The sequence below is a fragment of the Syntrophus buswellii genome (assembly GCF_046097065.1).
Taxonomy (GTDB): Bacteria; Desulfobacterota; Syntrophia; order Syntrophales; family Syntrophaceae; genus Syntrophus; species Syntrophus buswellii.
On record NZ_CP175563.1, the window covers coordinates 1,631,891 to 1,650,257 of the forward strand.

General features: G+C 55.3%; 17 protein-coding genes. 15 read left to right on the forward strand and 2 right to left on the reverse strand.

What is annotated here, in order from left to right:
* Positions 1–80: 80 nt before the first annotated feature.
* From thiC to hisC, 3 genes are read left to right on the forward strand one after another with little or no spacing between them, the layout of a single operon-like run.
* Positions 81–1,367 (forward strand): phosphomethylpyrimidine synthase ThiC, encoded by a 1,287-nt coding sequence (gene thiC, locus ACJ77P_RS07320; protein WP_408997881.1) that lies wholly within the window; start codon positions 81–83, stop codon positions 1,365–1,367.
* On the forward strand, positions 1,351–2,688 hold the full coding sequence (locus tag ACJ77P_RS07325; RefSeq protein WP_408997882.1) for a CCA tRNA nucleotidyltransferase: 1,338 nt from the start codon (positions 1,351–1,353) through the stop codon (positions 2,686–2,688). The genes thiC and ACJ77P_RS07325 overlap by 17 nt, the downstream gene beginning before the upstream one ends.
* A complete protein-coding gene (gene hisC, locus ACJ77P_RS07330) occupies positions 2,670–3,746 on the forward strand; it encodes a histidinol-phosphate transaminase (RefSeq protein WP_408997883.1) in 1,077 nt (358 codons plus the stop codon). Before ACJ77P_RS07325 ends, hisC begins: the two co-directional genes overlap by 19 nt.
* Before the next feature lie 293 nt (positions 3,747–4,039).
* Here hisC and ACJ77P_RS07335 read toward each other — a convergent pair whose 3' ends face one another.
* Positions 4,040–4,561: a transposase family protein gene (locus ACJ77P_RS07335; protein WP_367359237.1), complete on the reverse strand. Its 522-nt coding sequence runs from the start codon at positions 4,559–4,561 to the stop codon at positions 4,040–4,042.
* A gap of 552 nt (positions 4,562–5,113) precedes the next feature.
* Here ACJ77P_RS07335 and ACJ77P_RS07340 point away from each other — a divergent pair.
* The 4 genes from ACJ77P_RS07340 (at position 5,114) to ACJ77P_RS07355 (ending at position 8,339) form a co-directional block, all read left to right on the forward strand.
* Positions 5,114–5,893 carry a C40 family peptidase gene (locus ACJ77P_RS07340; RefSeq protein WP_408997884.1) on the forward strand — a complete coding sequence of 260 codons (780 nt, stop codon included), beginning with the start codon at positions 5,114–5,116 and terminating at the stop codon, positions 5,891–5,893.
* Positions 5,894–6,126: 233 nt separating this feature from the next.
* Entirely contained in the window at positions 6,127–6,891 is a 765-nt protein-coding gene (locus tag ACJ77P_RS07345; RefSeq protein ID WP_367359235.1) for an ABC transporter ATP-binding protein, read from the forward strand.
* Positions 6,872–7,792 (forward strand): SufD family Fe-S cluster assembly protein, encoded by a 921-nt coding sequence (locus ACJ77P_RS07350; RefSeq protein ID WP_367359234.1) that lies wholly within the window; start codon positions 6,872–6,874, stop codon positions 7,790–7,792. Before ACJ77P_RS07345 ends, ACJ77P_RS07350 begins: the two co-directional genes overlap by 20 nt.
* A 91-nt stretch (positions 7,793–7,883) precedes the next feature.
* Positions 7,884–8,339 (forward strand): hypothetical protein, encoded by a 456-nt coding sequence (locus tag ACJ77P_RS07355; protein WP_408997885.1) that lies wholly within the window; start codon positions 7,884–7,886, stop codon positions 8,337–8,339.
* A 142-nt stretch (positions 8,340–8,481) separates the two neighbouring features.
* On the opposite strand, the gene rdgC is transcribed toward ACJ77P_RS07355, so the two are convergent.
* Positions 8,482–9,612: a recombination-associated protein RdgC gene (gene rdgC / locus ACJ77P_RS07360; RefSeq protein ID WP_408997886.1), complete on the reverse strand. Its 1,131-nt coding sequence runs from the start codon at positions 9,610–9,612 to the stop codon at positions 8,482–8,484.
* Positions 9,613–10,012: 400 nt separating this feature from the next.
* Between rdgC and ACJ77P_RS07365 the strand changes: the two genes are divergently transcribed.
* From ACJ77P_RS07365 to ACJ77P_RS07400, 8 genes are all read left to right on the forward strand, one after another.
* Entirely contained in the window at positions 10,013–10,900 is an 888-nt protein-coding gene (locus ACJ77P_RS07365; RefSeq protein ID WP_367359231.1) for an NAD(+)/NADH kinase, read from the forward strand.
* Positions 10,901–10,909: 9 nt separating this feature from the next.
* Positions 10,910–12,592: a DNA repair protein RecN gene (gene recN, locus ACJ77P_RS07370; RefSeq protein ID WP_408997887.1), complete on the forward strand. Its 1,683-nt coding sequence runs from the start codon at positions 10,910–10,912 to the stop codon at positions 12,590–12,592.
* Between the two features lie 3 nt (positions 12,593–12,595).
* Complete coding sequence (locus ACJ77P_RS07375; protein WP_367359229.1) at positions 12,596–13,054, forward strand: N-acetyltransferase; 459 nt, start codon at positions 12,596–12,598, stop codon at positions 13,052–13,054.
* A gap of 31 nt (positions 13,055–13,085) precedes the next feature.
* Complete coding sequence (locus tag ACJ77P_RS07380) at positions 13,086–14,459, forward strand: murein transglycosylase A (RefSeq protein WP_408997888.1); 1,374 nt, start codon at positions 13,086–13,088, stop codon at positions 14,457–14,459.
* Positions 14,460–14,614: 155 nt separating this feature from the next.
* Entirely contained in the window at positions 14,615–14,887 is a 273-nt protein-coding gene (locus ACJ77P_RS07385) for an HU family DNA-binding protein (RefSeq protein WP_093883399.1), read from the forward strand.
* Positions 14,888–14,999: 112 nt separating this feature from the next.
* Positions 15,000–15,989, forward strand: coding sequence for a tryptophan--tRNA ligase (gene trpS / locus ACJ77P_RS07390; RefSeq protein WP_367359227.1), 990 nt, complete (start codon positions 15,000–15,002; stop codon positions 15,987–15,989).
* Positions 15,990–16,009: 20 nt separating this feature from the next.
* The gene (locus ACJ77P_RS07395; RefSeq protein ID WP_367359226.1) at positions 16,010–16,765 is read left to right on the forward strand and encodes a pseudouridine synthase; all 756 of its coding nucleotides are present in this window, start codon (positions 16,010–16,012) and stop codon (positions 16,763–16,765) included.
* Complete coding sequence (locus tag ACJ77P_RS07400) at positions 16,750–18,294, forward strand: DUF4139 domain-containing protein (protein WP_408997889.1); 1,545 nt, start codon at positions 16,750–16,752, stop codon at positions 18,292–18,294. Before ACJ77P_RS07395 ends, ACJ77P_RS07400 begins: the two co-directional genes overlap by 16 nt.
* Positions 18,295–18,367 lie beyond the last annotated feature (73 nt).

Here is an 18,367-nt window from a genome sequence, read left to right on the forward strand (position 1 = left end):
GTGCAGACCGGGCATAGGAGAGATTCGATTCCGTGCTGGAAATCGATGATGCGTTTTTTTAAGGAGGAAAGAAGGAAACGATGACGCAGTTGGAAGCGGCCAGACTGGGGATAGCCACCGAGGAAATGAAATTGTGTGCGGATAAGGAAGGGGTTACACCGGAAGTTATCCGACGGGGGGTCGAGGAGGGGAGCATTGTCGTCATCCGCAACAACCTTCACAACAGTATTGTTCCTCTGGCCGTGGGCAGGGGGCTTCGCACAAAAATCAACGCCAATATCGGAACGTCTCAGGATCATGCAGACGTAGCTCTTGAACTGAAGAAAGTTGAGGCCTGTGCGGCGTCGGGCGCAGACGCCCTGATGGATCTTTCCACGGGTGGAGATATCCGGTCGATTCGCCAGGCCATCATGAAAGCCTCCCCCATGGCGGTGGGAACGGTTCCCATCTACTCGGCGGCGGCGAATGCCATGAATCGCCGCAAGTCCATCATGGAAATGACGGCGGATGATCTGTTCCAGGCCATTGAAGAAAACGGCGAGGATGGCGTGGATTTCATTACCGTTCATTGCGGGGTGACACGCGAAAGCGTGGGGCGGATCGAGGCCCAGGGCCGCCTGCTGGGCATCGTCAGCCGGGGCGGTTCCATTACGGCTCGCTGGATGGATTACAACGATTCCGAAAATCCCCTTTACGCCCAATACGACCGTCTGTTGGAAATAGCACGCCGCTACGACATGGTCCTCAGCCTGGGTGACGGTCTCCGTCCTGGATGCCTGGCCGACGCGACGGACCGGGGCCAGGTACAGGAACTCATCGTTCTCGGGGAACTGTGCCGAAGGGCGCGCATGCAGGATGTTCAGGTCATGATTGAGGGTCCGGGACACGTTCCCTATTACCAGATTGAAGCGAACATCTCCCTGCAGAAAAGCCTCTGCGAAGGAGCCCCGTTTTATGTTCTGGGGCCTCTGCCGACGGACATCGCCCCGGGATACGACCACATTACCGCGGCAATAGGCGGAGCCCTTGCCGGGGCTGCCGGGGCGGATTTCCTCTGCTATGTGACCCCTTCGGAGCATCTGCGTCTTCCGAACCTGGAAGACGTCCACGAAGGGATCATGGCCTCCCGGATTGCCGCTCATATTGCGGATATCGCCAAGGGCTACCCCGGAGCCATGGAGAAGGATGCTCTGATGGCGAAGCATCGCAGCGAATTCAACTGGGAAGGTCAGATCGAACTTTCCATCGATCCCGGACGCAGCCGGTCATGGCTGGAACGGAGCGAAAGCGCGAAGGAGGAGGGCTGCACCATGTGCGGTGAGTTCTGCGCCATCAAGCTTGGGAAAAAGGATGCCCATCGCCAGTGAAAAAGGATATTCCGCTCCAAGCCTCGAAGGGGCTGCCGGCATTGTCCGCCGACTGAAGAGCGCCGGGTATGAGGCCTGGCTGGTGGGCGGCTGTGTCCGCGATTTTCTGCGCGGCGAGGAAGCGGTTGACTACGACATCGTGACCTCCGCCTCTCCGGAAGCAATGCGGAATCTCTTTTCCCATACGGCCGCCGTGGGGATTCGATTCGGCGTTCTCCTGGTTATTGAAAGGGGGAACACCTATCAGGTGGCAACCTACCGATCCCCTCACGGTTATCGGGAAGACGTCCGCAGAAGGGACTTTACGGTCAATGCCCTGCTGATGGATCCGGAAACGGGTCGGATTGTCGATGAGGTGGGGGGCCGGGACGACCTGAAGCGGAGACTGATCCGTGCCGTGGGCAGTCCCGAAGACCGCTTTGCCGAAGATCCGCTGAGGATGCTCCGGGCCGTGCGATTTGCCTCCAATCTCGGCTTTGCCATCGAAGAGAACACATGGCAGGCCATTTCGGATCATGCTGCCGAAATCCTGACCGTAAGCGCCGAACGTATTGCAGATGAACTGACCTTCCTACTGACCCGGGGCGGGGCGGGTTATGGCATGCGGCTGCTCGCGGACTGCAGCCTGCTTGCGCAGGTTCTGCCTGAAGTGGATGCCCTGCGGGGGGTGCGGCAGCCTCCGAAGCATCATCCCGAAGGGGATGTCTGGACCCACACGGTAACAATGCTCGATCTGATGCGTTGCCCCGCCGATGCCCGCCTCGCCTGGGGAGTTCTCCTGCATGACGTAGGCAAGGCGGATACGCAGACAGAAGACGACAGCGGCATTCATTTCTTCGGCCACGCCAGGCAGGGATGTGTTCTCGGGGAGAGCATCCTGCACCGTCTGAGATTTTCCCGGGCGGACGGGGAAACGATCCTGGATCTCATCCGCTTTCATATGAATTTCATGAATGTGCAGAATATGCGTCCCAGCCGGTTGAAGCGTTTTCTGCTGAAAACCGGTTTTGATCTCCATCTTGAACTTCATCGCCTGGATTGTCTGGCAAGCCATGGGAGCTTGGAATCCTATGAATATTGCCGGAAAAAGCAGGCGGAATGGGCCGATGAGCTGAGAACGCTTCCTCGGCTGCTTTCCGGAAAGGATCTCCTGGAGATGGGCCTTCCTCAGGGAGCCCTCATCGGGAAGGTGCTGCGCATCGTGGAGGAGGCTCAGCTCAACGGATCGATCAAAACCCCGGAGGAGGCCCACCGATTTGTAATTGACCGCTGGTCCTCTGTTCCGACCAGGAAGGATGACTCATGTTTTCCCGACGATTGAAGTCCCTGACCCCTTATGTCCCGGGCGAACAGCCACGGGACCGCTCGTATCTGAAGCTCAACACCAACGAGAGCCCTTATCCCCCGTCTCCGCGCATCGAGGCTTTTCTGCGGGAATTCGACCCGGCGCTGCTACGCCTCTATCCAGATCCCTGGTCGCTGAACCTGCGCCGGAAAATGGCCGGGAAGTATGGACTGTCCGAGGATCACATTTTTGTGGGAAACGGTTCCGACGAAGTCCTGAGCTTTGTCTGGTACGCCTTTTTCGACGGCCGGTACGGCAGGCTTCTCTTTCCGGAATTCACGTACAGTTTTTTCCCCGTTTACTGTGACTTTTATGAAGTTCCCTACCGGAGGATTCCCCTCCGTCCGGATTTTTCCGTGGATCTTGAGGCCATGATCGAAAACGGTGGGGAGCCTTCCTGCGGGATCATCTTTCCCAATCCCAACGCGCCCACAGGCGTTGCCCTTGAACTGGACAGGATAAGGGCGCTGATGGACCGCTATCCTTCAGACCGGGTTGTCGTCATCGACGAGGCTTATGTCGATTTCGGTGCTCAAAGCGCCATTGGAATGATTGCCGATTACGAAAACCTCATCGTCACAAGGACGTGCTCCAAAAGCTTTTCACTGGCAGGTCTGAGGCTCGGATACGCTTTCGGGAATCCGGATCTGATCCGGGCCCTTTTCACGACGAAGGATTCCTTCAACTCCTACACGGTCGGCCGACTGACACAGTCCATCGGCGAGATCGCCATGGAGGACGAAGAGTGGATTGCAGAAAAAACATCCCGGATCGTTGAGACCCGGACTTTTTTCTCGGATGCGCTTCATGCGCAGGGCTGGGAGGTTCTGCCTTCCAGGGCGAATTTTGTCTTTGCCCGCAAAACAGGGCTTTCGGGACAGTATATTTACGAGACTCTCAAGAATCGAGGGATTCTGGTCCGCTATTTCAACGTGGAGGGAATCCGAGATTTTGTCCGCATCACCATAGGAACGAAGGAGGACATGACCCGTCTGCTGGAAGAGACGCCAAGGCTTTGTTGCACGGAAACCTGAGAATCGTGAAGCCTGTTGGTCAGCGCTACGCCGGCATCCGAAAGGCCTTCAGCACGATTGTTGAAGGCAGGCGGGCGATCGTCTGAAGAAAAATCCAGTGGGCATCTCCTGCAGGGAAGGGCTGGAAACGGACCGGACATGTGCCCGTGCCCGCGCAGCCCTTTACGCGATGGGGATTCTCCGGATGGACGATATGCCGCGATGGCACTTATCGCCCCCCCGTCCTTAAAAGCTCCAGTTCGCCTTGTTTCAGCGGGCCTGACTGGAGCGCGCGCCATTCGTTGTTCCTTCCGCTAAAGCATCTGTTCCTTGAGGGACGCCTGGGAATAGGAGCCGGCCTTGTATCCGCCGGTCTCCGGGCTTCTGGCCCTGCGGGATGAAGAGGCCGACGCTCCCGTTTTCTTCCTCCGATCCATGCGGTGAATCGTCTCGTCATCCACTTCCAGGTACCAGCCTGCTCCCCGGTAGCTTGTCACCGTCGTGAGGCGGAGGATCTCTTCGGCAAAGCGCTTCGTGAAACGGCCGCTGATCCACTCCAGGCTTTCCACCCGGATTTTCTTATCGCGGTCGCACATGATTTTTCTCTTTGGCACCTGAAGGAAAACACGCCTGCCGCAAAGGGGCAGATCCTGAACAGTCATGCTTCCCATGCTGTGAACCGCTGCGCTGTGGGTGGATCCACAACCGGAGCAGACCGGCGTTCCCGGATCGATCGGCTCAACCTGCATGTGGATGGATCGTGAATTGATCTGAATAATCCTGGCCACCTTGTAATTGGGAATGTTAAGAAGCTTTGCTATGGTTTCTAAGTCCATGGGTCCCATCCTTTCGGTTAATCGTTTTGACGTTCAGTGTTCTGCAGTCCCTCTGCCGTGCTATTTGTTGCCTCTGTCAACTTTTGGTCCGATTATACGGATCGCAAAAAAACCAACAATCAGGAAAGATCTTAATTACATTATTAAAATACACTGAGCTGCTCCTAAGGGTTAAGCCTTAGGACTGAGGGTAATCTTATAAAGAGAAGGGGGCGTCCGCAGGTCAACAGCGAACAGACAGATCAGACGGAATAACTTAAAAATAGACATGAATTGAAGAGAATCAATTTCTGCCGTCAGAAAATTCGGGCACGTCAGGCGTAAGAGAAAAAGCTGGCCGAATCGGGACATTCACCTGAATCAAGACAAACCATGAAACGGCTGTATCGTGTCGGCGGTTCATTTACGGGGGCTCTGGGGGTATGAGAACCGTTGACAATTAACTTGAGCATGATTTGACAATCTGTTAGCTTTTGACCCAGACAAAGATCATTTTAAAAAAAGTAGGCGATGAAGGAAAAGGCGAACAGGAAGTCTGTTTTGGAAGTTGAAATGCGCCGAAGAAGGGCTCTTGGGGTCTTTTTCATCCTTCTTTTCTGCATTTCCTTTCTTGCCTCCTGCGGAGGACACTCAGCGGCTCCTTCCCGGCCGGAGGTGCGGCCATGGCCTGCGGCAAAGAAAAAGGCGGCCTATCTGGGCTTCACCATTCAGGCCGGAGCCTTTTCCAATGTGGCAAACGCCGCCAGGATGACGGACCGCCTCCGCCTTCAAGGCCTGGACGCCTACTACTTCGTATCCTCCGCCGGTCTTTACAAGGTGCGCTTCGGAAACTTCGCCATCAAGCGTGCCGCCCTGCAGAAAGCGGAAACGCTCAGGACGGCCGGTGTCATCGAGGAATTCTACATCGTCAGCCCCGAGGAATATGCCGTTGCCAGGCGCACCTCTCTGGGAGACGACTATCTTCGTGAACAGCTGATCAAAACGGCGGGAGAGTTCATCGGGGTTCCCTATCTCTGGGGAGGCACGACCCCCGAAGAAGGTTTCGATTGCAGCGGGCTGGTCATGGCGGTTTATCAGCTCAACGGACTCGATCTTCCCCGCACGTCGCGGGAACAATATGCCGTCGGGGAGCTGGCGAACAGGAACTCCCTGCAGAAGGGCGATCTCGTTTTTTTCGCCAACGGGAAAAAGCATCCCATCTCTCACGTGGGGATCTACATCGGGAAGGGAAAGTTCATCCACGCTCCCGGACGGGGAAAAACCATCAGAGTCGACACCCTTTCCAGCCGATTCTACGAAAGCCGGTATATGGGCGGGCGCACCTATCTTTAGGACGCGTTTTGTGTTCGGACCGTCCAGGCTTCTGAGGGCCTCGTTTTCTCCGAAGGCGCCTTGTTTCCTCAACCGCCTTTCCGGAGTCCTGTAAGAAAGAGCTGCATGAGGGCCCTGCAGGGCATAACGGTTTTGTCTGTTGACTTTGAGGAATTTTTCAATAAGATAGAACCAACTGTGTCATGAACCTCGCATTTTAAATATCTTTTCAGGATAACGAAAGGTTGCCTGCCATGCTGGAACTCCGGAATTTGCACTTTGCGGTGGATGGGGATGACGGACCCGAAGGGGGGGAAAAACGGGAGATCATCAGGGGGATCAATTTCACGTTCGAGAAGGGAAAGTTCTACGCCATTACCGGCCCGAACGGGAGCGGAAAGACCACTCTCGCCAAACTGATCATGGGAATCAATCCAGCCTCTTCGGGATCCATTCTCTTTGATGGCCAGGATATCACCAATCTTTCCATTACGGACCGGGCCAAGGCCGGGATCGCATACAGCTTTCAGCATCCGGCCCGCTTCAAGGGAATCACCTTTCGGGAGCTCCTGAACCTGGCAACGGGCATCGAGGAGGAAGAACAGCTCGTTTCACTGCTCATGCGGGTAGGGATCTGTCCCCTGGACTTTCTCGACAAGATTGTGGACGCAAAACTTTCCGGAGGAGAGATCAAGAAGATCGAACTTGCAACCACCATTGCGCGCAATCCGAAACTGGCCATCTACGATGAACCGGATACGGGGATTGATCTGTGGACGATCGGGCCAATGGTGGATCTTCTGAAGCGGGAACAGAAGAACTACGGGACGACAACCATTGTCGTCAGCCACAACAAGGTCTTTCTGGAAGCTGCCGACGAGATCCTCATCATCAACGGAGGCCGGATTGTTTTTAAAGGGGTTCTGGGTGAAGCGATGAACCTGCTGAACGACATGAGTATCTGTAATTTCAAAAGCTGCTGCGAAGGAGACGACCAGAATGCTAGATGCTTTAGATAAGGAACTTTTAAAAGCCGTCGCCGATCTGGAGGATATCCCGAAGGGCGCCTATAATATCCGTAAAAACGGGAAACTGCTGACGCGGGCTAACAGCGCCAACATATCGATCGACAGCAACGCCGACGGCACAGGGATCGTCGTCGCGATCGCCCCGGGAACCGTCAACGAATCCGTGCATATTCCGGTGATCCTGAGCCAGGCCGGGCTCTATGATGTGGTATACAACTCTTTCCTCATCGGGGAAAATGCGGACGTCACCATCGTGGCCGGCTGCGGAATCCACTGCGGGACGGAAAGCCCCGAGGGGCATGCGGGCATTCATGAATTCCGGGTAGGTCGTGGGGCCAGGGTGAAGTATGTCGAGAAGCATTACGCGGCGGGAAAGGGATCTGGAAAGCGTTCCCTCAACCCCACGACAAAAGTATTTCTCGAGGAAGGCGCCCAGGTGGAAATGGAACTTACCCAGATCGGAGGCGTAGATGAGGCCGACCGCCTCAATGAGGCCACTCTTGAGGCCTCCAGCATGTTGATGATCATGGAAAGGGTCCTGACGGAGAAGGGCCAGACGGCCATTTCGAGAAACGACATCAAACTGGCAGGAACCGACAGCAGGGCGAATATGATCTCCCGCTCCGTGATCAAAGGCGATTCAAAGCAGAATTTCTACGCAACCATTGAAGCCCTGGCGAAGTGCTTCGGACACATCGAATGCGACGCCATAATCATGGACAACGGCACCAATGAAACCATCCCCGCTCTGAAGGCCATGCATCCGGACGCCGAGCTGACCCACGAAGCCTCCATCGGCAAGATCGCCAACGAACAGCTCATGAAGCTCATGAGCCTTGGGCTGAGCTATGACGACGCCGTGAACCGTATCATCCAGGGGTTCCTGAAGTAACGGTCTCTCTGGAAGATGTAGGGATAGAGGGGCTTCCGCGCTGCTACCGAACAGCCGGTGGATGAACAAAAAGGAAAAAAGGGGGAAGAGAATGGATGCCTTTCCAAACGAGCCAATGGGCTTTCGGGGAATCCTCTGGGGGCAGCGACTGGAAAGCCTGACCGGCCGGAACTTTACGAAAATCAGCGATGACGGGGACGTCAGCGCCTACCGCCTGGACAATGACCGCCTGAAGATGGCTCACGTGGAGGTAGACGATATCATATATTATTTTTTTCGGCATCGCCTGTACCGAGTCCATGTCCAGATCGAGTCCCATGAAAATTTCGCCAGGCTGAAAGAAATCTTTTTCGAAAGTTATGGCGAGGGCGTATCGGTAAGCCGGGATGAAACGGAAACCTATTACTGGGCCGGTGCGGAACTGGACCTTTCCCTGGAATACAATGAAGCGTCACGCGGCAGGATTGAATATTCCTTTCGCCCAATTCACAAGCAGGAAGAGAAAAAAGCCAAGCTGAAGGTCATGCGCGAGTGGGATGAGGCGTAATTGCCGTTAGGGCATTCGCGAAGTGTCCTCTCTCCTGCCTGGCGGGTAGCTCGTCTTTCAGCGGATGCCTTACGTCCACCTTCCAGGCGCCCTGCCTCCTGACGAGGATCAGGGTCAAACAACCATCGACCGCAATGCCGATCTACTGCTCCAGCCAGTTTGCAATCCGGGGAGACTCCAAAGAGAGCCAGCGGGGAGAAAGGCGGATTTCCAGAAATACCCTGAACAGGGAAACCATGATTTTCGTCGCCCCTTCCACCAGATAGATGCGTTCCAGAACCGCACCGTCCCTGTCTTCCGAGTCCTCCATCCAGTCGGTCATAACGGGAAGTTTCAGGGACTGAAAGTGGAAGCGGTCCGCCTTCAGAGTGAATTCCCAGGCATCCCCGTCCTTTTCGAGCTTGATCCTGGCTTCCTTGATTTTCTTCCCCTGCCGCAGGGCCTCTCTGCCCTCCGTGAGATCCGCATGCATCCCCTGACAGACCACCGTTTCGGCATATTCCCCGTCGCCCGACTCCAGGACCAGCCGGCGAACGAGGATCAGTTCCACATCGCCCGTTCCCGGAACGTAGACCGATCCGTTTCTTTCCTCACTTTTAAACCAGAGCCAGGTAAGGAATTCACGACCCATGGAGGTCCGGTCGACGGCCTGCAGGCCCGCCGTTTCAGGGGCATCAGCGAGGGCGGCCCGTTCCGCCAGGGAAAGCCGATTTGCCGACTCTTCATCGAGCCAGAGCGGATCCCAGGGTGTGTAGGGATAGACAGACAGGGAGAAGGTCTGTTTGAAAAAATCCTGGAAATCGTCGATCACCTTCTCCGAAAGGCTGCACAGAATCAGCGATTTCTGTGACACGGACCAGCAGAATTCATAAAAGGCGGGAACCGGCTGGGCCTTGCTGAAAAGTTCGAGATGAACCCTCTCCCGGAGGTCTTCCCGCTGCTCACGGTAAATTCTCTTCTGCCCCGTTTCAGAAAGGAAATCCTGCTCCGCTTCCAGAAGACGGATTCTTTGGAGGGAAGGGGGGACGGTTTTCCTGTCGATGCGAAGCGTCAGCATCAGGTAATCTCCCCAGATATATTTTGCGCCTTCGAAGTCCGTATCGAGGACATTTTCAAGACTGGTCCAGCCAATGGCCTTCTCTTCCGAGGCCGGGGCGCTGGAGCGGAAGGCGAAGGCCTTCAGCTGCTGATGAATAAATTCGTCCGCCGATGCCGGCAACGATCCTTCCAGACGGTAAAGAGAAAAGGAAACGGTTCCTTTGAGCAGTCCCATAAGCCACCATGGCGGCAGTCATCTCATCCTCTCAGAAGTTCTATTTATGTGGATTCAAAGGCCACCGGTCGAACAGCCCCCCGAGGCCGCTTTTCCTGTGTTCCGCCCTGTTGAAACCATCCTGGTTTCGGAAAAGAAGATGCCGCAAAAGAGAATAGGGGAACCTATCGTATCGGAAGGAGCCTTGTCAAGGAGAATAGCCTGTATAATTATGTCGTGGACACTCCCGGCAATTTGTGTTAGGCAAATATCGTTTTTTGCAGCCCCATATCCATGCGCCCACCGCACCGGCGGACTTGTTGCCGACCGTCTGCCCTTGACATCCGGACGTTGAAAGGTCAGGAACCCGAGACGCAGCGTGGAGCTGGAAATGGGAAGGCCATCAAAGTGAGGCGGAGAAATGCCGGGCGGCAAGCGGATTAATAAAGTCGGGATCATCGCCAATATTCGAAAAGAAACGGCTCTGGGATGTTCGTCCGGCCTGAAGAAGTGGCTGCAGGAGCAGGGAATCGAGGTATTTCTCGATTCTGAAATCGCAGCGGCCCTGGGAGAGACCTGCGGACTGGAGCGGCAGAAGCTTGCCGCCCTGGTGGACCTGCTGGTTGTTCTGGGGGGAGATGGCGCGATGCTGCGGGCAGCCCGGTCCGTCCGGCAGTTCACGATCCCCATCGTGGGCATCAACCTGGGAACCTTCGGCTATCTCACGGAGATCAACCTCAATGAGATGTACCCTTCGCTGGAGCGCATTCTCCGGGGGGAATACGCTACGGAAGACCGGATGATGCTCGACATGGAGGTGGTGCGGGACGGAAAGACCTCCTGTGAATATACCGTGCTCAACGATGTGGTCATCACCAGGGGAAACCTCACCCGGATCATCGATATGGAGACCGCGATAGACGGTTCCTATCTGACGACTTTCCGGGCAGACGGCCTCATTGTCAGTACTCCGACGGGTTCGACGGCCTATTCCCTCTCCGCCGGCGGTCCCATCGTCTTTCCTTCACAGAACGTCATCATTGTCAATCCCATCTGTCCCCACACCCTGACCAACCGGCCGATCATCCTCCCCAGCAGCATCACCATCAGCGTAAAAGTCTGGTCGGAAGAGGAAGGGGTGAGCGTAGATCTGGACGGGCAGGAGTCCGTTACCCTGAAATCAGGGGATACGTTGATCGTCCGCAAATCCCGTTACGTTACCACCCTGGTTTCCTCCGCGAACAGGAATTACCTGGAGATTCTCAGGTCCAAGCTGGGATGGGGCCGGCTGCCCTCCATAAGCCGGTAAGCAGACAGGATGCTGGTGCAACTGAACATCCGCAATTTTGCCCTCATTGATGCCCTGCAAATTTCCTTCGGCGACGGCCTCAACATTCTGACCGGGGAAACCGGCGCCGGAAAGTCCATTGTTGTCGGGGCCATTGGACTTCTTCTGGGTGACAGGGCCTCGACGCTGAGCATTCGTTCAGGGGCCGATACAGCAGAGGTTGAGGCCCTCTTTGAGCTGGAACAGGGAAGCTCCGTCCAGGAAATGCTTGTGGCGGCCGGTCTTGACGTGGACAGCGAACTCGTCATCCGAAGAGTGATTTCGCACACCGGGAAAAACAGGGTTTATCTCAATGGCACGTTGTCGACACTGAATCTCCTGAACAGAATTGGTGAATCGCTGATGAACATCTGCAGTCAGCGAGAACACTCCATCCTGCTGAATTCCGATTGCCACCTGGATCTGCTTGACGCCTTTGGCGGACTCGATCCCCTCCGTCATGAATACGGCAGGATGTTCAGAAGCTGTAAGGATCTTCAGCTGAGGATTTCGAAACGGACCGAAGCGAAAAAAAGGCGATCGGAACAGGAGGAACTCGCACGGTATCAGCTTGCAGAAATCCGTCAGGCCGGGATAGCCTCCGGGGAGGACGATCGGCTGTCTGCCCAGAGGCAGGCGCTCCTTTCCGTTCAGAAACTTTTGAGCATCTCGGGCCATGCCTATGGGCTGCTCTATGACCGGGAAGACTCCGTCCTGTCAACCCTGAAGGACGTGATGGCCTGTGTCCGGGAAATCCAAAGGATCGACCCCTCTCTGAAGATTTCTGAACCGGATCTGGAGGCGGTTTATTATTCCCTGGAGGAAGCGGCCTCTGCCCTGCGGAACTACGCCCAGGGCCTGTCGCCCGATCCGGAGTCGCTCGCAGAGATCGAAGAGAGGCTTGAGGTATTGAGCCGCCTGAAGAGAAAGTACGGTGGCAGCCTCGAAGGCGTGCTGACAAGGCAGGACGAGTTGGAGAAAAGCCTGGCGGATCTGTTCTCCCTGGAAGAGGACCTGGAGAAGGAGAATGCGACCCTTCGGGAATTGGAGCTCCGAATGGATGAGAAGGCACGGGAGCTTTCTTCGGCGCGACGGAGCACGGCGGAGGTTCTCTCGAACGCCGTCGTCGAGGAGCTGCAGAGCCTGCACATGGAGGGCGCGGTCTTTGAAGTTGTCTTCCATGAGGCGGGTGGGGATTTCCGTTCTTCCTTTGACGAACGGGGAATCGATCGGGTCGAATTCTACCTTACCGCCAATATCGGCGAAGAACCGAAGCCTCTGAGCAGAATCGCTTCCGGAGGGGAGCTTTCGCGGATCGTGCTGGCCATGAAGAAGGTTCTTGCTCAGGTGGGCTCCGTCGGCGTCATTGTCTTTGATGAAGTGGACAGCGGCATTGGCGGGGAAACAGCGGACCTTGTAGGGAGCAAACTGCGGGATGTCGCCCGGAATCACCAGGTGCTCTGCATTACCCATCTCCCCCAGATCGCCTGCTATGGTGACCGGCATTACCGTGTGGTCAAGACCGAGGAGGATTCCAGGGCGATAACGCGGATCGAAGTGCTTTCCGAGGAGAAGCGGTCTGAGGAAATCGCACGGATGCTGGGGGGACGGGAACTGACGGAAACAACGATACGGCATGCCCGGGAAATGCTTGAACGTGTGTCGGGGAGGTAGGAAATGTTACGGAAAGCTCGAATCGGCGATGTCAAGACGATTCACCGGATGATCAACATCTCTTCCGGAAAGGGGGAGATCCTGCCCCGTTCCCTCATGGATATTTACGGCAACCTGCGGGACTTTTTCGTCTATATCGATGAAGAGCACAATTCGCTGGTCGGGATATGTGCCATGAGCATCATCTGGGAAAATCTCGCGGAAATCCGTTCCCTCTTTGTCGAAGAGTCGAGGCGTAAAGAGGGGATCGGCCGTCGCCTCGTAGAGGCCTGCATTTCTGAAGCCATTACCTTGGATCTGTATCGCGTCTTTACCTTGACCTTCCAGGTGGAGTTCTTTTCGAGGATGGGATTCAAGATCGTTGACCGTTCAACCCTTTCAGAAAAAATATGGACGGATTGCTTCCGCTGTTCCAAATACCCGGACTATTGCGACGAAGTCGCCATGGTCCTCGACCTGTAATTTCCGAACCACGTCGAATATCGAGGGGGACATGAACAAACAACGATACGGCATTCTTCTCCTGGGACTTTTCCTCTGTCTGTCCGTCCTGGGAGGCTGTGCCTCTCATCAAAAGCCACGGGACGAGGAGCCCAAACCGCCGACTGCAATCAAGCCCGCCATTCCGGCCCCGCAGCCGGAACCCGTGCAGAAGCCGAAACCGGCAGCGCCGACGCCCCCGGCCCGGGAGATGAAGCCCTCGTTTCCTGAGATCCTTCAGCCCGATCCCTCGTCCATGACGCTCCTGGCACCGGAAGATATCCCCCTGCTTACGGATGACCTATCGAGAGATTCCCTGCTGGCGGCGGTTGAACAGAGCCTTCTGTTCTACAGCCGCATTCCGCGGGACAGCCGCCACCCGATGGGTCCCGTCGCCTGCACGGCCGATGAGTTGAAAGAGACCCTCTTGTTGTTCCAGAAAATTCTTCAGAACTCCTCTTCCGAAGATGAGCTGAAAGAGAAGATCGCCGCCAGCTTTGATTTCTATCAGGCAGCCGGCCGTGACAAGAAGGGAACGGTTCTGTTTACCGGATATTTTGAACCGATCATCAAGGGCTCCCTCGAACGGTCTGAGGCCTTTTCTTTCCCCATTTACAGACCTCCGGAAGAAACGGTGGTGATCAACCTGGGGAGATTTAAAAGCCGGTACATGGGCGAAACGCTGACGGGCCGCCTTTACGGCGGAGAGGTGATCCCTCATTACACGCGGGAAGAGATTGACGGTAAAGGCATCCTTTCGGGCCGGGACCTGGAAATTGCCTGGGCGGAAGATTCCGTTGAGCTGTTTTTCCTCCATATCCAGGGATCGGGCATCATGGAGCTCCCGGACGGGCAGTCGATCCGTGTCGGTTATGCCCGGTCGAACGGCCACCCCTTTCGAGGCCTGGCAAAGGTCTTGTTCGAACAGGGAAAAATAGCTAAAAACGAAATGTCCCACGAGGCGGTCAAGAGATATCTCCAGGAGCATCCCGGAGAGCGCGCCGAACTGATGCACATGAATCCGAGCTATGTCTTTTTCCGGTTGCTCGAAGGAGGAAATGTCGGATCTCACAATGTGAGCCTGACTGCAGGGCGTTCCATCGCCACGGATCCGAAATATTTCCCCCGGGGGGGCCTGGCATTGATTCAGTCGCGGAAGCCTGTATTTACGGAGAACGGCTCTAAAATGCACTGGGTCCCCTTTTCAAGGTTTGTCCTCAATCAGGATGCCGGTGGGGCCATCAAGGGTACGGGAAGAGTCGACCTGTTCTGCGGGACCGGTTCCGACGCAGAACGAGTTGCAGGAAGCCTTAAGGAAAACGGGAACCTTTTTTTCCTTTTAAAGAAAAAGGGACTTCCCGGTAACGAGGCAGCCACGGACTTTTGAGGAAACACAACTTCTGAATTCCTTGCTGAGTCGAATTTCCGACGTTGAAATCGCGGCAAACCCCGAATTATAGTTGAACATGTAAATATTTTATGGTAATTTCTTGTAGATTTAACAAACTGTTTTATTAAAAAATGAAATGGGGGAGAGAAGAGATGACGAAGGCGGAATTGATTTCAGTAATTGCAGAAGAAGCGGGAATTACAAAAGCGTCAGCGTCGAAAGCACTGGCCAGCTATGTTGGCGTAGTGGCCAGGGAACTCAAGAAGAACGGGAAACTGGGGCTTGTCGGCTTTGGAACCTTCTCCGTCGTCAAGAGAAAAGCACGGGAAGGCAGAAATCCCCAGACAGGCAAAGCCATCAAGATTCCGGCCAAAAAGGTTGTCAAATTCAAGCCGGGAAAGGAATTATCAGATAAAGTAAAATAGTGTTATAGCATTTTTACCTGTTGAGAAGGCCCTCGAGAAATGAATCTCCGGGGCCTTCTTGCCTTTAAGGTTTATCTTTGATAAGTGACGGAAAAACTGAAGGGGAAGCGCTTTGACAACAAAACGAATATTGAGTGGAATGAGGCCCACGGGAAAGCTTCATCTTGGCAACCTGCACGGTGCGCTGAAAAACTGGGTGAATCTTCAGAATGATGATCGTTACGAGTGTTTCTATTTCGTGGCCGACTGGCACGCGCTGACCAGCGATTACAGTGACACCGGGCAGATCCTGGACAATGTCACCGATATGGTCATCGACTGGCTGAGCGTCGGACTCGATCCAGAGAAAAGCACTCTCTTCGTTCAATCCAGGATCATAGAACATGCGGAACTCTTCCTCCTGCTTTCCATGATCACACCCCTTCCCTGGCTGGAGCGGAATCCCACCTACAAGGAGATCAAGGAGGAATTGTCGAACCGGGACCTTTCGACGTTTGGATTTCTGGGTTACCCCGTCCTTCAGGCTGCGGACATTATCATCTACAAGGCCCACGGCGTCCCTGTAGGGGTTGATCAGCTGCCCCACGTGGAGCTCACCCGGGAGATCGCCCGCCGATTCAACTTTCTCTACCGAGAAATCTTTCCAATTCCCGAACCCCTGATTTCGGACGTTCCCAAACTCCTGGGCATAGACGGCCGGAAAATGAGCAAATCCTACGGAAATTCCATTTACATCAGCGATACCGGTAACGAGCTGAACAAAAAAATTCTCTCGATGTTCACGGATCCGCAGCGGCAAAGAAAGTCCGATCCGGGAAGACCCGAGCTCTGCAATGTCTTCAGCTTTCATCAGCTTTATTCCGACGATTCCAGCATCGGGGAAATCGATGTTGAGTGCCGGCGGGCCGGGATCGGCTGTATTGAATGCAAAAAGCGCCTGGCGGCTCGGATCACCGAGGGACTTCAAACCGTTCATGAACGACAGGAATATTATCGCGGCCATATCAAGGAAGTCTTGGAAATCATCGAGAACGGAACGGCTCGGGCCTCCGGAATCGCCCGGGCGACGATGGCTGAAGTACGTGAAGCCGTAAAAATTTGAAGCATGAAACGGGTGCCGTCATGGAAGAAAGGCTGCAGAAAATTATCGCCCGCTCGGGGCTTGCTTCCCGACGGAAAGCCGAGGATATGATTCGGGAAGGGCGGGTCAGCGTTAATTCGGAAACCGTGCGGGAATTGGGCTTCAAGGCCGATATCGGTCGCGACGAGATCCGGGTGGACGGCAAGCTGATCTGTGCGGAGGAAACAAAGATCTATGTCGCACTGAACAAACCCCGTGGATACGTCACGACGCTCAGCGATCCGCAGAAACGTCCCACGGTGATCTCCCTTCTTCCCGAGCTCGGTGCCCGTCTTTTCCCAGTGGGGAGGCTGGATTATGATTCCGAGGGACTTCTGCTGATGACCAATGACGGCCATTTTGCTCAGCAGATTCAACATCCCCGCTTTCGTGTTTCCAAAACCTACAGGGTCAAGATATCCGGCCGACTGACCGGCGCTGAATTCCGCCGGCTACAGAATGGCCTGGATCTTGAAGACGGTACCTTTGTTCCCGATGCTGCAATGATCGATGAAATCAACCCCAAGAGCTCCTGGCTGATCCTGAACATCAGTGAAGGACGAAACCGCGTTATTCGCAGGGCCTTCGAAAAACTGGGCCATCCGGTTTTGAGGCTGATCCGGACGGCCATTGCTGACCTGCAGCTGGGAAATCTTGGCGAAGGCGATTACCGCTTCCTCAAGGGGTGGGAAATCCGTCAGCTTATGTCGCCCAGGCGTCAAAATGAAAGGTTGGGCAAACCATGGGAGAAAACATGATCCGCTGTGGAAGGACTGCCGCATGGGCCGCCGTCATGACACTGGCCGTGCTGCTGATTCCTCTTGGCATGGTCCACGCGACGCCTGTGGAGGTAACCCTTTTCCCCAGCTTTGCCCGGGTAACGGAACGCTCCCGAGTACCGGTCCGGTTGGACGAAAAGGGCAGGGCCACGGCCGTTCTGATCCTTCCCGGACGGGTGCCGCAGGAATCTTTGACCATTTCGCCGGAATCAGAACCCGGTCTCAGAATCACCGGCCTTTCCTGGCGCACGGCCAACCCGCCGGGGAGTGTACAGGCCGTCGCGATGCAGAAGCAGCTTGCGAAACTCAAGGATGAGAGAATGCGGAATTCGGCAATGATCAAGGGGCTCGATGCGGAGATCTCCTTCTGGACGTCCCAGGCCAAGGCAAAGACCAAGACTCTGAGGGATGCCGCCATTTTGTCGACCGCCATTTCACGCAACACAAAAAGGGCCTGGCTGGAAAAGATGACCCTGGAAGGGGAATGCGAAAACCTGGATCAGCGCATCAAGAAACTTTCCGACGAAATGAAGCAGGCCGCTGGAGAGGGTGATGAAGACAGGGAATTGACCCTGATGCTCACCGGCCCAAATCCCGGCCGGGGGATCTTATCCTTCAAGTACACGTATGTCTTGCCGAACTGCGGATGGTCGCCTCGGTACCGCCTCGAAGGGACTTCCAGTCGAGGGCAGGTCGATTTTTTCTGGGATGCCGAAGTATGGCAGAACAGCACGCAGGATTGGAGCGATGTGGAACTGTCCCTCGGCAGTCAGACCGCCGTGCCGGTCCCGGGTACCCCTGAAAAATCGCCGGAATGGAAACTCGACGCCTCAAAGGCTGGAAAGCGTAAAAACATCAGGAAGGAAGAAGGAAACGGACCTTCAGCGCCGCTCAGAACACCCATGGCGATTCCTGTGCGCTCGCTGGGACGACACTCCCTCCCGAAAGGACAGAAACAGATCCTTGGGGTTGACAGCGCGCATTGGCCTGCAACATTCAGCCGCGTCATCCGGCCTTTTTCTCAGCCATCCTCCCTCATCAGAGCGGAAGTGCTCTCACCGTCACCCATGGAGATTCCCCAAAGTCCGGCTCTGTTTCTAATGGACGGCGAACTGATGGGAATCCGGGACTTCGAATTCTACGGCCTGGGGAAAACGCTCTTTTTCGGCAGCGATCCTTCTGTTTTTTCAGAGGTGAAGATGGTGTCGAAACCACGGGACCCCGGGGAAAATCCTTCCGCGAAGCAGGATCTGGATTGGCACTGGCGAACGCTTATACAAAACAAAGGCAGCCAGGAGGTCAGAGTCGTCGTTGAGGAACCTGTCCCACAAATACGGGATCGACGGATTACGTCGGTTGTCCATGGAGAGCCCGCCTTTTTCAACGGGCAGTCAAACGTCGGCCTCCGTGAGCTTGTGTTGACGCCGGGCGGAAGCCGGACACTGGAAACGTCTGTTCACATTGAAGCCCCCCGTGACATCGAACTGGAAATGAGCTGGTCGCCCTGAAACGCTCTTCCTCGAGAGTCCTTTTTTAAAACCTCACGGATTCGCCTTTCGTCCGCGTCGGTTTCGCCGCCTT

What these genes read in the sequence shown, in the direction of transcription:
- thiC (WP_408997881.1), top strand. Translation starts at nt 81, where the DNA reads ATGACGCAGTTGGAAGCGGCCAGACTGGGGATAGCCACCGAGGAAATG.
- ACJ77P_RS07325 (WP_408997882.1), top strand. Translation starts at nt 1,351, where the DNA reads ATGCCCATCGCCAGTGAAAAAGGATATTCCGCTCCAAGCCTCGAAGGG.
- hisC (WP_408997883.1), top strand. Translation starts at nt 2,670, where the DNA reads ATGTTTTCCCGACGATTGAAGTCCCTGACCCCTTATGTCCCGGGCGAA.
- ACJ77P_RS07335 (WP_367359237.1), bottom strand. Translation starts at nt 4,561, where the DNA reads ATGGACTTAGAAACCATAGCAAAGCTTCTTAACATTCCCAATTACAAG.
- ACJ77P_RS07340 (WP_408997884.1), top strand. Translation starts at nt 5,114, where the DNA reads ATGCGCCGAAGAAGGGCTCTTGGGGTCTTTTTCATCCTTCTTTTCTGC.
- ACJ77P_RS07345 (WP_367359235.1), top strand. Translation starts at nt 6,127, where the DNA reads ATGCTGGAACTCCGGAATTTGCACTTTGCGGTGGATGGGGATGACGGA.
- ACJ77P_RS07350 (WP_367359234.1), top strand. Translation starts at nt 6,872, where the DNA reads ATGCTAGATGCTTTAGATAAGGAACTTTTAAAAGCCGTCGCCGATCTG.
- ACJ77P_RS07355 (WP_408997885.1), top strand. Translation starts at nt 7,884, where the DNA reads ATGGATGCCTTTCCAAACGAGCCAATGGGCTTTCGGGGAATCCTCTGG.
- rdgC (WP_408997886.1), bottom strand. Translation starts at nt 9,612, where the DNA reads ATGGGACTGCTCAAAGGAACCGTTTCCTTTTCTCTTTACCGTCTGGAA.
- ACJ77P_RS07365 (WP_367359231.1), top strand. Translation starts at nt 10,013, where the DNA reads ATGCCGGGCGGCAAGCGGATTAATAAAGTCGGGATCATCGCCAATATT.
- recN (WP_408997887.1), top strand. Translation starts at nt 10,910, where the DNA reads ATGCTGGTGCAACTGAACATCCGCAATTTTGCCCTCATTGATGCCCTG.
- ACJ77P_RS07375 (WP_367359229.1), top strand. Translation starts at nt 12,596, where the DNA reads ATGTTACGGAAAGCTCGAATCGGCGATGTCAAGACGATTCACCGGATG.
- ACJ77P_RS07380 (WP_408997888.1), top strand. Translation starts at nt 13,086, where the DNA reads ATGAACAAACAACGATACGGCATTCTTCTCCTGGGACTTTTCCTCTGT.
- ACJ77P_RS07385 (WP_093883399.1), top strand. Translation starts at nt 14,615, where the DNA reads ATGACGAAGGCGGAATTGATTTCAGTAATTGCAGAAGAAGCGGGAATT.
- ACJ77P_RS07395 (WP_367359226.1), top strand. Translation starts at nt 16,010, where the DNA reads ATGGAAGAAAGGCTGCAGAAAATTATCGCCCGCTCGGGGCTTGCTTCC.
- ACJ77P_RS07400 (WP_408997889.1), top strand. Translation starts at nt 16,750, where the DNA reads ATGGGAGAAAACATGATCCGCTGTGGAAGGACTGCCGCATGGGCCGCC.